This is a genomic window from Pedobacter suwonensis (assembly GCF_900111825.1).
GTDB classification, from domain to species: Bacteria; Bacteroidota; Bacteroidia; order Sphingobacteriales; family Sphingobacteriaceae; genus Pedobacter; species Pedobacter suwonensis.
In genome coordinates, this window is record NZ_FOJM01000020.1 from 55,519 (window position 1) to 70,784 (window position 15,266).

At 40.3% G+C, this 15,266-nt stretch carries 12 protein-coding genes; 9 read left to right on the forward strand and 3 right to left on the reverse strand.

Going from position 1 to position 15,266, the window contains the following annotated elements; genetic code table 11:
• Window positions 1–21 precede the first annotated feature (21 nt).
• From BM107_RS21910 to BM107_RS21940, 7 genes are all read left to right on the forward strand, one after another.
• On the forward strand, window positions 22–1,218 hold the full coding sequence (locus BM107_RS21910; protein WP_186462382.1) for a pyridoxal phosphate-dependent aminotransferase: 1,197 nt from the start codon (window positions 22–24) through the stop codon (window positions 1,216–1,218).
• 291 nt (window positions 1,219–1,509) lie between these two features.
• Window positions 1,510–2,223 (forward strand): 3'-5' exonuclease, encoded by a 714-nt coding sequence (locus BM107_RS21915; RefSeq protein ID WP_090987337.1) that lies wholly within the window; start codon window positions 1,510–1,512, stop codon window positions 2,221–2,223.
• On the forward strand, window positions 2,223–2,483 hold the full coding sequence (locus tag BM107_RS21920) for an Imm32 family immunity protein (RefSeq protein WP_090987339.1): 261 nt from the start codon (window positions 2,223–2,225) through the stop codon (window positions 2,481–2,483). Before BM107_RS21915 ends, BM107_RS21920 begins: the two co-directional genes overlap by 1 nt.
• Entirely contained in the window at window positions 2,483–4,189 is a 1,707-nt protein-coding gene (locus BM107_RS21925; RefSeq protein ID WP_090987341.1) for an ABC transporter ATP-binding protein, read from the forward strand. The genes BM107_RS21920 and BM107_RS21925 overlap by 1 nt, the downstream gene beginning before the upstream one ends.
• A gap of 3 nt (window positions 4,190–4,192) precedes the next feature.
• Window positions 4,193–5,227: a sialidase family protein gene (locus BM107_RS21930; RefSeq protein ID WP_090987343.1), complete on the forward strand. Its 1,035-nt coding sequence runs from the start codon at window positions 4,193–4,195 to the stop codon at window positions 5,225–5,227.
• A 132-nt stretch (window positions 5,228–5,359) separates the two neighbouring features.
• Window positions 5,360–7,492: a ribonuclease R gene (rnr, locus tag BM107_RS21935; protein WP_090987345.1), complete on the forward strand. Its 2,133-nt coding sequence runs from the start codon at window positions 5,360–5,362 to the stop codon at window positions 7,490–7,492.
• A gap of 29 nt (window positions 7,493–7,521) precedes the next feature.
• The gene (locus BM107_RS21940; protein ID WP_090987347.1) at window positions 7,522–8,511 is read left to right on the forward strand and encodes a polyprenyl synthetase family protein; all 990 of its coding nucleotides are present in this window, start codon (window positions 7,522–7,524) and stop codon (window positions 8,509–8,511) included.
• 202 nt (window positions 8,512–8,713) lie between these two features.
• Here BM107_RS21940 and BM107_RS21945 read toward each other — a convergent pair whose 3' ends face one another.
• The 3 genes from BM107_RS21945 to rplU form a co-directional block, all read right to left on the reverse strand.
• A complete protein-coding gene (locus BM107_RS21945) occupies window positions 8,714–9,562 on the reverse strand; it encodes a hypothetical protein (protein WP_090987349.1) in 849 nt (282 codons plus the stop codon).
• Window positions 9,563–9,884: 322 nt separating this feature from the next.
• Complete coding sequence (gene rpmA / locus BM107_RS21950; protein WP_090987351.1) at window positions 9,885–10,295, reverse strand: 50S ribosomal protein L27; 411 nt, start codon at window positions 10,293–10,295, stop codon at window positions 9,885–9,887.
• A 51-nt stretch (window positions 10,296–10,346) separates the two neighbouring features.
• Window positions 10,347–10,658, reverse strand: a complete 312-nt coding sequence (gene rplU, locus BM107_RS21955; RefSeq protein ID WP_039476071.1) for a 50S ribosomal protein L21 — start codon at window positions 10,656–10,658, stop codon at window positions 10,347–10,349.
• Window positions 10,659–11,352: 694 nt separating this feature from the next.
• Here rplU and BM107_RS21960 point away from each other — a divergent pair.
• Both BM107_RS21960 and BM107_RS21965 read left to right on the forward strand, forming a co-directional pair.
• A complete protein-coding gene (locus tag BM107_RS21960; RefSeq protein ID WP_090987445.1) occupies window positions 11,353–12,309 on the forward strand; it encodes a GLPGLI family protein in 957 nt (318 codons plus the stop codon).
• Window positions 12,306–14,966, forward strand: a complete 2,661-nt coding sequence (locus BM107_RS21965; RefSeq protein WP_090987353.1) for a carboxypeptidase-like regulatory domain-containing protein — start codon at window positions 12,306–12,308, stop codon at window positions 14,964–14,966. The genes BM107_RS21960 and BM107_RS21965 overlap by 4 nt, the downstream gene beginning before the upstream one ends.
• Window positions 14,967–15,266: the final 300 nt, after the last annotated feature.

Sequence of the window (15,266 nt, forward strand, 5' to 3'; positions counted from 1 at the left end):
TTGCGGTCAAAGTAATTAACCATGAGCACCTTATCTAAAAGAATCAACAGTCTATCAGAATCTGCAACCCTTAAAATGACCAAACTTGGTCGCGAACTAGCGTCAAAGGGCATTAATATAATCAGTTTAAGTGTTGGTGAACCCGATTTTAACACGCCAGAGCACGTAAAAAATGCTGCTAAACAAGCATTGGACGAAAATTATACCCGTTATTCGCCAGTACCAGGTTATCCGGAACTACGCCAGGCCATTGTTAACAAGCTGAAAACAGAAAACAACCTGGATTATGATATTTCGCAGATCGTTGTTTCAACAGGTGCAAAACAATCTTTATCAAATGTTATTCTCACCTTGATCGATCCGGACGATGAAGTCATTATCCCAACGCCTTACTGGGTTTCTTATTCGGAAATGGTTACCCTGGCAGAAGGAAAATCTGTTTTCATAGATACAGATATAGAGAGTGATTTTAAAATTACGCCGGCACAACTGGAAGCCGCTATTACACCGAAATCGAAATTATTTATGTTTTCTTCGCCATGTAATCCAACAGGATCGGTTTACAGCAAAGAAGAATTAGCGGCATTGGTAGCTGTTTTCGAAAAACATCCCAACATCTACATCCTTTCCGATGAGATTTACGAGCATATCAACTTTGTAGATAAACACGAGTCTATTGCGCAGTTCGACAGCATTAAAGACCGCGTAATTATCGTTAATGGTTTCTCTAAAGCTTTTGCCATGACGGGCTGGAGGTTAGGTTATATTGCAGCAAATAAAGAGATTGCTGCTGCGAACGATAAATTACAGGGACAAACCACTTCGGGCACATGTTCCATTGCCCAAAGGGCCGGGATTGTAGCTTACGAGCAAGGCTTAGCGAGTGTGCTAGAGATGAAAGAAGCATTTTTGCGCCGCAGAGAATTGGTTTACAACCTGTTAAATGATATTCCGGGTGTAAAAACTAATCTTCCAGATGGGGCTTTTTACTTTTTTCCTGAAATCAGTTCTTTTTTTGGTAAAAAAGATGCTGACGGAAATGTCATCAAAGATTCTTCAGACTTAGCTTTATATTTATTAAATGTTGGTCACGTGGCAACCGTAGGTGGCGATTCTTTTGGCAACAATAATTACATCCGTTTATCTTATGCCGCTTCAGATGAAAGTTTGGTTGAAGCTTTGAGGAGAATTAAGGAAGCTTTAGGTAAATTAGCCTGATTCACCATAGATTTTAGTTAACTAAAAACATAAAGGCCGTACGATAAAAACTGATTGTACGGCCTTTATTTATAAACATATTATACGATTTTTGGCCATCAAGTGAGTTTGAGATTATTCGAATAATGTGCCATCACCTTTCTAACAGCATACTTTTTTTATCGTAGCATCATAATATCTGTTAGAAATTGTTGGATTTTGTTATTCAACCTATCGAAATCTGATAAAATATTTTCCACCTGCTTTAATTATAAACAGAAAACTGTAAATTGTTAACTGAAAACTGTTTATATGTTAAAAACGCTAGATCTGAGCCAGGTAATGGTGCTTGATATTGAAACCGTTCCGCAATATGCTTCTTTTCAGGAAGTACCACCCCATTTTCAAGAACTTTGGGAACAAAAAACGCATTATCAACGCAATGGCGAGCAAAGTGCTGAAGACTTTTACGACCGTGCAGGTATCATGGCTGAATTTGGTAAAATTATCTGCATCAGCCTGGGCATTTTCTATATTGAGGAAAACACGCACAAACTGCGCATCAAATCCTTTTCGGGGCACGATGAACATCTAATACTTTCTGAATTTGCAGCGCTGCTTTATAAGCAAACACCTAACCTGATGTTCTGCGCCCATAACGGAAAGGAATTTGATTTTCCATACCTGTGCCGCAGGCTTTTAATTAACCAGATAGAAATTCCTGCACAGCTGGAATTATCGGGCAGAAGACCCTGGGAAGTTAATCATATTGATACCATGGAACTCTGGAAATTTGGCGACTACAAACATTTCACCTCGCTTAACCTGCTTGCTGCCATTCTTGATATCCCAACGCCAAAAGATGACATTAACGGCAGTCAGGTAAAACAGGTATATTATGAAGAAAAAAACCTGCCCCGGATTGTGACCTATTGCCAGAAAGATGTAATTACTACCGCACAAGTACTGTTAAAATTTAAAGGAATGGATATAATTCCGGAAGAAAATATTACCATTGTAACCTGATGGCAGAATTAAAAATAAACATTCCCGAATACGCTAAAGAAAGGGGTGCTGTTTCGATCTGGGAAGATGGATTTATAATTAAAAGCGAAGTTCTGAATGATCAGATTATGATCTCAGCCAACCATGCCGGCTTAATTTCTTTAGCAAAACAGCTGCTTTTTCTGGCACATGCCGAAACTTCCCCCGGTTGCCATTATCATTTAGATGAACGCAATAGTTTAGAGTCAGGTTCAAAAGAAATTGTAATCAGTAAGATTTAATGCTAAACGTTAAAAATTTAAATATCAATTTCTACAACCAGGAAGATAAAAGCTGGTTCAATGCCGTTAAAACCATAAGTTTTAATGTTAAAAAAGGTACTGTTTTGGGTATAGTAGGCGAATCGGGCTCCGGCAAATCGGTTACGTCATTTTCCATTATGCGTTTACATGATGAGGGTCTGGCAAAAATCACGGGTGATATCGAATTTGAAGACATCAGCCTGCTTAACTTAAATGCTAACGAGATCAGGCAAATCAGGGGGAATCAGATTTCGATGATTTTTCAGGAACCCATGACCTCACTTAATCCTGTTTTTACTTGCGGCAATCAGGTGGCCGAAGCCATTATCCTGCACCAAAAGGTAGATAAGGCCGAAGCAAAAAAACAGACCATTGCCCTGTTTAACGAAGTGCAGCTTCCGCGGCCGGAAAAAATATTTGACAGTTATCCACACCAGATCTCAGGCGGACAGAAGCAGCGGGTGATGATTGCCATGGCTTTGAGCTGCAACCCGAAACTCCTCATTGCCGACGAGCCTACTACTGCCTTGGATGTAACCGTTCAGAAAACGATTTTACAATTGCTCCTTAAGCTCAAAACGGAGCGCAACATGGCCATGATCTTTATTTCGCACGATCTAGGTGTAGTAAATGAAATTGCCGACCAAGTGGCCGTGACGTATAAGGGCGAAATTGTGGAACAGGGACCAGCAAAATCGGTGTTTGAAAATCCGCAACACCCTTATACCAAAGGTTTATTGGCCTGCAGGCCCTCGCCGAATTTACAATTAAAAAAATTACCGGTCGTAGCTGATTTTTTAAACAGCGAAACCAGAGACATACCTGCGTATCTGCTGGCTTCAAACCAGTTAACAGCAACAGAAATTGCAACAAGAAGGCAAACCTTATATCAGCAAAAACCATTGCTGCAAATTAAGGATATCTGCACCTGGTATCCTGTCAGCAATGGTTTATTCGGTAAAATTAACGATTATGTTAAAGCGGTAGATGGTGTGAATTTTGACGTCTTTCCGGGAGAAACCTTGGGCCTTGTAGGCGAATCGGGTTGCGGGAAAACTACGCTGGGGCGCACTATCCTCAGACTAATCCAGCCAACTTCGGGTTCCGTTATATTTAACGGAGAAGACATAACACACCTAGGCAAAAATGAATTGCGAAAACTCAGAAAGGATATCCAGATTATTTTTCAGGATCCCTACGCGTCGTTAAACCCTAAATTAAGCGTCGGACAATCTATAATGGAACCCTTGCAGGTACACGGGCTTTATCAAAATGATACCGAACGCAAACAGAAAGTAATAGAACTTTTAGACAAAGTTGGTTTAAAAGCCGGGCATTTTAACCGCTACCCACACGAGTTTAGCGGAGGCCAGCGGCAACGCGTGGTTATTGCCAGGGCTTTGGCATTACAGCCTAAATTTATCATTTGCGATGAATCTGTATCAGCGCTTGACGTATCAGTTCAGGCGCAGGTACTCAACCTCATCAGGTCCTTACAGGAAGAGTTTGGCCTCACTTACCTTTTCATTTCACATGACCTGGCGGTAATCAAGCATATTTCTGACCGGATTTTAGTGATGAATAAAGGTAAAATTGAAGAAGAAGGCTTCCCTGAAGAATTGTTTAATGCCCCTAAGACCGAATATACCCGGAAACTTATCGCCGCTATTCCCGGCCAGCCATAAATTATGCAAAGATTTTTTTCTATTACTGTTATACTGCTGCTTTACATAGCAACCTACGCGCAAAAAGTAGAAATAATACAATCAGGCCCTATTTTTAAGCAGGTGCCTTTCGAAGCCTGCCATGCTTCAACACTGGTTGATCTGGGAAACGGAAAAATTATGGCTGCCTGGTTTGGAGGCAAACATGAAGGAAGCAAAGACGTGGTTATTTGGTCGGCAGTAAAAGACGGCACCGAATGGAGCCAGCCTATTGAAATTGCCAACGGGATACAAAACGATTCCAGCCGTTTTGCCTGCTGGAATCCGGTTCTTTTTAAAGCAAAAAACGGCATCTTATTTTTACATTACAAAGTAGGCTTAAATCCCCGTACCTGGTGGGCCGAATATAAAACATCTGCCAACAATGGTAAAAGCTGGTCTGAAGCTAAAAAATTACCGGAAAATTTCCTGGGACCTATCAAAAACAAACCCATCCAACTGGCAAACGGAACCATCCTCTATCCGTCAAGCACCGAAAGTCAGGATGAAAAAACGTGGCATATCCATATCGAAAAAACAGATGCAAATGGCAAAAACTGGAAAAAAATTCAGATCAACTGCGATACCTTTGGCGTTATCCAGCCCTCCATTATTACATACCCCAATGGAAAACTACAATTACTGTGCAGGAGTCGCCAAAATGTGATTGTAGAAAGCTGGTCTGCAGATCATGGGGAAACCTGGTCAAAACTAAAACCTACCCAACTGCCTAACCCAAATTCGGGCAGCGATGCGGTAACTTTGAAAGACGGCCATCAATTGCTGGTTTATAATCCGTTAACCGCGGGTAAAAACTGGTGGGAAGGCCGCTCAGTATTAAAGCTGGCCATATCAACCGATGGTAAAAACTGGAAAGATATTTACACCCTCGAAAACCATTTAAAAGGCGAATATAGCTACCCAGCCATTATTCAGGATAAAAATGGAAACATCCATATCAGTTATACAGCTGAGCGTAAAAACGTTACCTATGTTGAACTTAAATTAACAAAATCATAGTTGGAATCTTCATCTCACATCTCCAATCTAATATCTCATATCTCGAATCTCAAACCCCGTACCTACATTTTACACGGCAAATCCTGCCACTTCCCTATCTTTTCTGTATCTTCGATAAATTCAGTTTAGCGTATGGCAAAGAAAAAATCGGCAAATATAAAATTGGTTCTGAATCAATTGGTTAGTGATATTTTTGAAAAAAACAATAATCAGTTGCTCAATTATAAACAGGTTTCGGCCAAATTGAACCTAAATGATCAGGAATCAAGAGAAACGATTTTAGAGATATTAAAAGAAGGAAAAAATGACGGCATTTTCCTGGAACCGCAAAAAGGTAAATTTAAACTTAAAGAACTGCAGAACTTTATTATTGGCACCGTAGATATGACGGCAGATGGTTCAGCTTATATCGTTCCTGAAGACGAGTTTGAAAAAGATATTTTTGTCGCTCCCCGCAAGCTTAAAAATGCGCTGCATGGCGATACGGTAAAAGCTTATGTTTTTGCCAAAAAGCGTGGCCGGAAAAATGATGGCGAGGTTGTCGAAATCATTAAAAGAGCAAAATCAGATTTTACAGGTGTGATTAAAATATCAGATCACTTTGCTTTCGTCGTTGCCGACGATAAAAAAATGATGCATGATATTTTTGTACCACTGGCTGATACCCATGGCGCAAAAAGCGGCCAACGGGTATTGGTAACATTATCCGACTGGCCAGAAAGCGCTAAAAATCCGGTAGGTATTGTAAAACATGTGCTGGGCAACCAAGGTGAAAACAACACCGAAATGAACGCCATTCTGGCTCAATATGGCTTTCCGCTCGAGTTTCCTGCACAGGTAGAAAAAGAAGCCAATGCCATTCCGGAAGAAATTTCTGCTGCTGAGATTGCTAAACGCAAAGATTTTAGAAAGGTGTTAACCTTCACTATTGACCCGGCTGACGCAAAGGATTTTGATGATGCCATTTCTTACCAGAAACTACCAAATGGAAACCATGAAATCGGGATCCACATTGCCGATGTTTCACATTATGTGCTCCAGGGAACTGAACTTGATAAAGAAGCTTACAGCCGCGCGACTTCGGTTTACCTTGTTGATCGTGTAATCCCAATGCTGCCTGAGCGTTTAAGTAACGGCGTATGCTCGCTTCGTCCGCATGAAGATAAATTATGTTTTGCTGCAGTTTTTGAACTCGATGAGCAGGCAAACATCCAAAACGAATGGTATGGCCGCACCGTAATCCACTCCGATCGCAGATTTACCTACGAGGAAGCACAGGAAGTAATTGAAAACAAAACCGGCGATTACGCAACCGAAATACAAAAACTGAACGAGCTGGCTTACATCCTGCGCGACCGCAAGTTTAAAAATGGTGCCATCAGCTTTGAAAGCACCGAAGTTAAATTTAAACTCGATGAAGCGGGTAAACCTATAGGCGTTTACGTTAAAGAACGCAAAGATGCCCACAAATTGATCGAAGATTACATGCTTTTGGCCAACCGCAAAGTAGCTGAATTTATTGCCAAAAAAAGTAAGGGTAAGCAAAAATTAACTTTTGTTTACCGGGTACACGATTCGCCAAATATGGAAACCCTTGAAACTTTTGCCAACTTTGCTTCCCGTTTTGGTTACAGGATCAACACCAAATCTGATAAGGAAATTGCCAAATCACTCAACCATTTAATGGCCGATGTTGAAGGCAAAAAAGAGCAGAATATTTTAACCTCACTGGCCATCCGTTCTATGGCCAAAGCCATTTATACCACAAAAAAAACAAGTCATTATGGTTTGGCTTTTGATTATTATACACATTTTACCTCGCCAATCCGCCGTTATCCTGATGTAATGGCCCACCGTTTACTGCAAACCTATTTAGATGGGGGCAAATCGGCCGATATGGAATTTTATGAAGTTGCTTCTGTACATTCTTCGGCAATGGAAAAACGTGCGGCTGAAGCTGAGAGAGCATCAATTAAGTACAAGCAGGCCGAATTTTTAGAAAACAATATCGGTACCGAATACAAGGGTGTTATTTCTGGCGTTACCGAATGGGGCATGTATGTAGAAATTGAAGAGAATAAATGCGAAGGTATGATCCGTTTACGTGATATATCTGATGATTTTTATGTGCTGGACGAAAAAAACTATTGTATTGTCGGCCAAAGAAAAAAGAAAAAATATCAACTGGGTGATGAAGTAATGATCCGTGTAAAAAAAGTTGACCTTTCTAAACGTCAGATCGATTTCACCCTAATTCCTGATTAAAAAATTAAGACATTTGTGCCTGAAACACAATGTTGAAACAGAACATGCATACGACAGAACAATTACAGCAGATTTTAGATACCGCAATACAAAATTTAAATTTACCAGGTTACCCGAAACAACTTTACGATCCAATCAGTTACATTATTAACCTCGGCGGCAAACGCGTAAGGCCCCTGTTGGTACTTATGGCTACTGAATTGTTTGGTACAGATGCCAATGAATCTGTACATGCTGCTATGGCCATCGAAATTTTCCATAATTTCACTCTTGTACATGATGATATCATGGATAATGCACCATTACGCAGAGGCCAGGCAACCGTACACGAAAAGTGGAGCACCAATGTGGCTATCTTAAGCGGTGACGTGATGATGGTAGAAGCCAATAAAAACCTGGCGAAAGTAAATCCAGTTTTTTTGAAAGATTCGCTTGATACTTTTAATAGTACTGCTCAAGGCGTTTGCGAGGGGCAACAGCTGGATATGGAATTTGAAGGACGTGATGATGTAAGTATTGCGGAGTATATCAACATGATCAGACTTAAAACAGCCGTACTTCTGGGAGGCGCACTTAAATTAGGGGCAATAATTGCCGGTGCACCGGCAAAAGATGCCAACCTCATTGAACAATTTGGTGAAAACATAGGCATTGCCTTTCAACTGCAGGATGATATTTTAGATGTTTATGCTGATCCTGAAAAGTTTGGCAAACAGGTTGGTGGCGATATTATTGCCAATAAAAAAACTTTCTTATTGCTAAAAGCTCTTGAACTTGCTGAAGGCGATCACAAAGCTACATTGAATACCTGGACCAATGCTAAAGCATTTAATGCACAAGAAAAGGTAGAAACCGTTAGGGCAATTTACGATACCCTGCATATACAGCAAATAGCCAAAGAACACATGAACCATTACCGGGATAAAGCCTTGTCCTTTTTTGCACAGATCAATGTGAGTGATGAAAGAAAGGCCAGCCTGTTAACCCTTACCCACCAGTTAATGGCCAGGGAATATTAAAAAAGCGGGCTTAACTGGTTTGAAAAAGCCTCATATAGACTGAAGCAAGCTACTGTCGCAAGGTCGGGAGAGATCTTCCCGTTCAGACTCCCGGCTTCGTTACCCCGGATCGCATCGAAGCCGATACCGATGAAAGATCCAAATATGAAGCCATCTTAAAACGGCAACCATCACCAGGGTCCGCATTAAGATGGCTTTGTGCCTAAGCTTTAACCAACTTATACTTAATCCAAAAATCAGACTGTTTAGCGGCAATTCCACCGCTTTCCTGCAGCCCTTGGCCACGGCTACGGCTCATCCCTCCGCCTGATCTTCCTCCACCCATACCACCGTGGCCACTGCCCATTCCACCCATGCCTTTTCCACCCGAAAAACCGCCTGCTCTGCCCCCATTTTCCTGCCTGCCTGATTGATGCATAGCAGTTCTATCGGGCTGGTTAATTTTAATGTGATAAACCAATGGCTTTTTCGCCTCTACATTTACGCCAAGTTGTGCCAGCGGAATACGGAGTTCGTAAATCAGGTCTTTATTGGGGTGTATACTCATACCAGTTTCAATCCCACTCTGGTTCTCTGCAGATAAATCACCATCGACAATGTTTTTGAATCCAGAAATACGGATGCTTTTATTCATTGTTGAAGGATCGTGCGACAATCCCATATCTCCATTAGGCTGCGTTATATGATTTGGGGATATATTTACATCTTTAACCTCATGTGGTCTTTCCATCAGCGGAAAGGTCAATTGAATCCCATCCTTCTTTTTGCCTGCTGTATTAATGTTTAAGGTAATGCCTCCGCTCAATACACTGAACGTAGTTTGCGGATCCAGAGATTCGATAATGATGTAAAGATTCTGATCATCATTAGCGAGCGCAAAAGCCAGCCTTGTAGCATCGTTATACTGGTTAAGTGGTTCATTCCATTCGTTCGATATACCGTCGGCCTTAAAAGGTTTTACCATGCGCATATTTTCTTCTACATCTTGCGCATACAGGAAACTGCTTGAAATAAGTAATGGAATTAATAAGGATATCTGCTTCAGATTCATGGGTTTGGTTTTAAATCACTACCCAAATCTAAAAGTCTGAAATGTTAATTTTTGTTATTTAACAGGGTTTAACAGTTCAGTGGCGTCGGCAGCCCGAGGTTTGACGCCAGTTAAACGAAAGATAAATCAGCAAAAGAAAATCCTGTCATCGCAAGGAGGAACAACAAAGCAATCTTAATCTTGTGATTTTAGGATAAGGTTAATCAATCAGCTTGCAGTTGCTGTGCTGACTGAGAAAGCAAGTTCGCAACTGTAGTTTCAGCTATAACAAAAAAGGGTCCTGATTTGCATCAGAACCCTTTTTATATTCGTTTCGTACTAATTATTCTGCAGTTGCAGCTTCTTCAGTAGCTTCGTCTTTTTTAGCTGCTTTTTTCGCAGGTGCTTTTTTTGCTGGTGCAGCTTCAGCTACAACTTCATTTTCTGCAGTTGCTTTTTTAGCAGCTGGCTTAGCAATTGCTGCTTCGATCTCCGCATCAGTGATAGGAAGAATAGAAACATATGATTTGTTATCTTGTTTCTTTTTGAAAACAACAGTACCGTCAACTAAAGCAAATAAAGTATGGTCTTTACCAATACCCACGCCTTTATCAGGATGGTGTTTTGTGCCGCGTTGACGTACCAAAATGTTTCCTGCAACAGCTAACTGACCACCGAAAACTTTAATACCTAAACGCTTACTGTGCGATTCACGTCCGTTTTTCGAACTACCGGCTCCTTTTTTGTGTGCCATGATTTTATATTTTGTAACCCGCTAAAAGCGGATTATTGGGTTAACAATTAATTATAACGTGATGTCAGAGATCTGAATCTTAGTGAAAAACTGGCGGTGACCATTTTTCTTTTTGTAACCTTTTCTACGTTTTTTGTGGAAAACGATTACTTTATCACCTTTTAAATGAGATACGATCTTAGCTGAAACTTTAGCACCTTTAACTGCAGGAGCACCTACAGTAATTGCACCACCGTTATCAACCAACAATACATTATCAAATTCAATACTAGCGCCTTCATCTCCTTGTAATCTGTGTACAAAAAGGTGCTGGTCTTTAGCAACTTTAAATTGCTGCCCTGCTATATTTACTATTGCGTACATTGTTTAAATATTAGTTTTTTAATTTTTATTTAACGAGGTGCAAATATAGAATAAATTCAATTAACACACAAACAGATATCGAAAATATTTTTCGTTAAAACATTTCCCTCATTTCAACCAAAACTTCCTGATCCGTTTAACCATCCGGTTATGTTTTTCTAAAGCGCCAATATACGCATTTTAGTTCCTTTCTTGCATCCTGCACACGCGCTGTCTACAAACACAATAGCAATGAAAGGCCTCCGCTTTTTCAGCGATGCTTATCATCTATAATCGAAATACTCTCGTTTGTAGAGTTCCAGGGCACACAAGCTTTGTTTCTAAACCCGATAGAGCGGAATAGCCCGGAGCGCAGCGAGGACTATAAGCGAAAGCGGGGCCGCAAGCCGCCAAGAAACACCGAACGCTCATTTCTAAATATGATTTCTGTCGGTCCCACCTCCACTCAAATGACATATCAAAAATCTAGGTGTCTATGCATCTCTGCAAATAAACACGTCCCCTCTCCTTTTTAATTTTCCATCTTCTTTTCTTCCATCTTCCATTTTCCATCTTCCTTTTTTACATCTTCCATTTTCCATCATCCGTCTTCCATTTTACCCCTCCTCCCCGTTAAAAAATGTTAAAACATTTTTCTAATTACGAAAACTTCGTAGATTTACGAAAATTAAATAGACAACTAAATAACCATATCATGAAACGAATTTTTACTACTTGCCTGGCTACAGCCATTTTACTATCAGCAAAGGCCCAGGAACCAGACAAAGCTTTGGCCAGGGTGCGCTACACTTTTACACACGTAACCGATACGACACAGAAAGATAAACCCAAAGTAGAAAATATGCTGCTTGTAACCGGTAAAAATGCATCTGTATTTACCAGTTACGATAAAATGAACCAGGCAAAGAACATGCAAATGCAGATCATGGAGCAAATGAAAAACCAGGCAGGTAATGGAAACGTGAAAATTGAAGTAAAAAGTGAAACGAAAGCACCACTTACCCAGGAAGACTATTTCTTTTTTGCAAATGAACATAAAATGATTACCAAAGAGCGTGTATTTAACAATTACCTAATTGAAGAACCTGCTCCAGCCATTAGCTGGAAGATATTAAAAGATACGATGAGCTTTTCGGGAATTGCCTGTCAAAAAGCAACTACACATTTTAAAGGCCGCAATTGGATAGCCTGGTTTGCAACCGATATTCCGTTTCAAAGCGGTCCATGGAAATTAAATGGTTTACCTGGTTTAATTATAGAAGCTTACGATGATAAAAAAGAAGTGAAATTTGAATTTGCCGGACTTGAAAATGTAAAGGAAACAAATGCTACAGACAATACCGATGGAGAGGTTAAAATTGCAGCCCCAAGTGGCGGAGTGAGTTCGGTAAAAATTATGGGCATGGATATTAGCACCAGTTACCTTGGATCTGAAATTAAACTACCAACAAATGCAATAAAAACCACAAGAAAAGAACTGGATAAACTTAAAACAGCACGCGATAAAGATCCGCAAGGTTTTATGCAGGCCCAAATGGCTGCAAATGGAATGCAAGGTTCATTCAAAACCAATCAGGCGCCACGTCCTGCAAGCAAGACCGCAAATAAAGCTGAAATCAATAATCCGATAGAAATTGAAGATAAAAAATGAGGAAGTTCATTTTCAGCTGCTGGCTCTTGCTGGCAGCGCTTTCTGTTGCTGCACAAAGGCCGCTTAAAGGATTGGTAAAAGACGCAAGTGGCAAAGGTATTGAATCCGTTAACGTTACCTTAAAAGATACCGGCGGTAACATCATCAATTTTACCAGAACGAATAAAAATGGCGCCTTTAACATTGAACTCAAAAACGAAGCCATTGCAGGTTACCACCTTGAAGCTTCGAGCATTGGTTTTAAAAAGATGGTGACCACCGTAACCGACGTTGCTAAAAATTACGAGGTGATTTTACAACCCAGCGAAACCACACTGGAAACGGTAACTGTTAAAAACAGACCATCACTGACATCCAGGGGCGATACTTTAAATTACCGCACGGCTGACTTTGCCGATAAGCAAGACAGGAGTATTGGCGATGTATTAAAAAAAATGCCCGGTGTTGAGGTGGCCGAGGATGGCAAGATCACCTACAATGGAAAATCGATATCTAACCTATATGTGGATGGGGATAATCTATTAGATGACAAGTACAATATAGGCACCAAAAGCATTCCGCATGGAGCAGTTGATAAGGTCCAGGTTATCCAGAACGATCAACCTGTTAAAATGATGCGCAAAAATAATATGAGTGATGATGTTGCTTTAAACCTGGTGATCAAAGATGAAGCTAAGCTTAAAATGATGGGAGATGCCACTGTTGGTGCCGGCGTCCCCAATCGATTTGATGAAAACCTCACCGCCATGTTGTTTAATAAAAAGCTAAAATTTATCAACAACATAAAAGGAAACAATATCGGCATTGATCCGGGTAGCGACCTTATTGCACATAATTTTTCTGATTATGCAAAAAAACTGGATAACGATAAACCAAACGGACTACTATCTACAGGCGCTGCCGGGGTACCGTCCCTGCCACAAAGCAGATATCTGTTTAACAAAGCTGGACTCATTAACCTTAACAATTTATACAAGTTCAATCCAGACCTCCAGTTAAGGGCCAATATCTCCTATCTATACGACAAGAGACATCAGGAATACAATAAATTTTCGGAGACTTACCTTCCCGGTCAAACCATACGTTATGCCGAAACACAAAACAATGCCATTAATCCACAAAAACTCAGGGCGCAGTTTACCCTGAATGGCAATGCGGAAAAATACTATCTGAATAACAATCTGGTATTGGAATATAGCCCTTTCAAAACCAGATCGGATTTGATAATTAATAACGTAGCAGCCAACCAGCTCCTTAAACAGAAAACTTTCGATTTATCGAACGAATTTAATTACCGAAAAAAGTTAAAATCAGAGGATGTAATCAATCTCTACTCCTATTTAAACCATACTGCTCAACCCGAAATCCTAAATATTACACCCGGGCTAAACCCTGATATTTTAAATAATGGAAACAGTTATCTTGATTTAACACAACAGATCAAACTACCAACCTGGTACACCAATAACTATGTGTCATTCGCTTTTGTAAAAAACAACTTCGTACAAACCTACAAAGCAGGCTTTAATGTGCAGCAACAGCAGCTTAATTCAGTGCTATACCGCACGCAAAATAATCAGCAAACGGAACCCGTTACAGGAAATACGGTAAATGAACTTGACTGGTTTAAAACCAAACTTTACACTGAAGCCACTTACGAGTATACCAATGATAAATTAAAGGCTGGTTTAAGCTTACCATTAAGCTACAACCACATTGACTACAGCGATGCCGCCAACCAATTGCATAATAGCCTGAATAAACTATTCATAAACCCTTCGTTTAACCTAAAATATGAAACCAGTACCGAAAATTATGTAACGGCAAACTATAGCTTCAGAAACGACCTGGGAAATATTAGCGACGTGTACCGGGGTACGATTTTAAAGAACTACCGATCATTATTTTCAAACGATGCACCAATTACCGAATCCCAAACACATAACATAGGCGCCGGTTTCAACTTTAGAAAGGCCATGCAAATGTTGTTCGCGAATTTAACGGCCAATTATAGCGACACTGAGTTGAACACCATTTCGGCCTTCAACCTGAGCAACAACATTCAGCAGAAAATTGTACTGCCGTTAAATAACCATATCCGTAACTTCTACCTTGCAGCAAATGCCAGCAAATACCTGTTTACCCTAAAAAGCACCGTAAATGCCGGCGTCAGTTATTCGCAAAGCAGATACAGTCAGCTACAGAACAATGCACTTTTACCGTTTAATACGCAAACCATAGCTTACAAAATTGGGATTGAAGCCAAGCTGAGCGACTTCATTAACTGGTCTTATGCAGCCAACTATGCCATTACAGATAATAAAGCGATAGTAGCTAACGGGATAAAAACGAATTTTAAACAATTAAGGCAACAGTCTGCTTTAGCGATTACCACAATTAAAAATCTGTACGTAAACCTATCTGCTGAACACCTTTTCACCAGGCAATCATCACAACCTGATTTGAAATATATTTTTGCGGATGCAAACCTGCGCTACAAATGGTTAAAAATGAAGACTGATATTGAATTTGGGATCACTAACCTCACCAATATTAAAAGGTTTGACGCCATTTACCTTTCGGCCAACTCCTTAACTACCGGAACTTATATTATCCCGGGGCGGGTAGCCATGCTTAAGGCGACTTTTAATTTTTAAGATTTAATTAGCGGGAAGTAATGCAGCCCATGATTCCCCGCTGATTTGAGATGATTAACGCAAATTGTTGTTGTAAGAACTTTCCTGATCTGCAAAATTCGTTTGATCTGCTGGAAAATAACTGTTACGAATGCTTTTTTACTGCAGCGCATGATTTCCCGCTGAGTTGAGATGATTAGCACAGACTGTTGTTGTAAGAATTTTCCTGATCTGCAAACTCCCTTTGATCTGCGGGAAAATAACTGTTACGAATGCTTTTTTGCTGCAGCACATGATCTCCCGCTGATTTGAGATGATTAA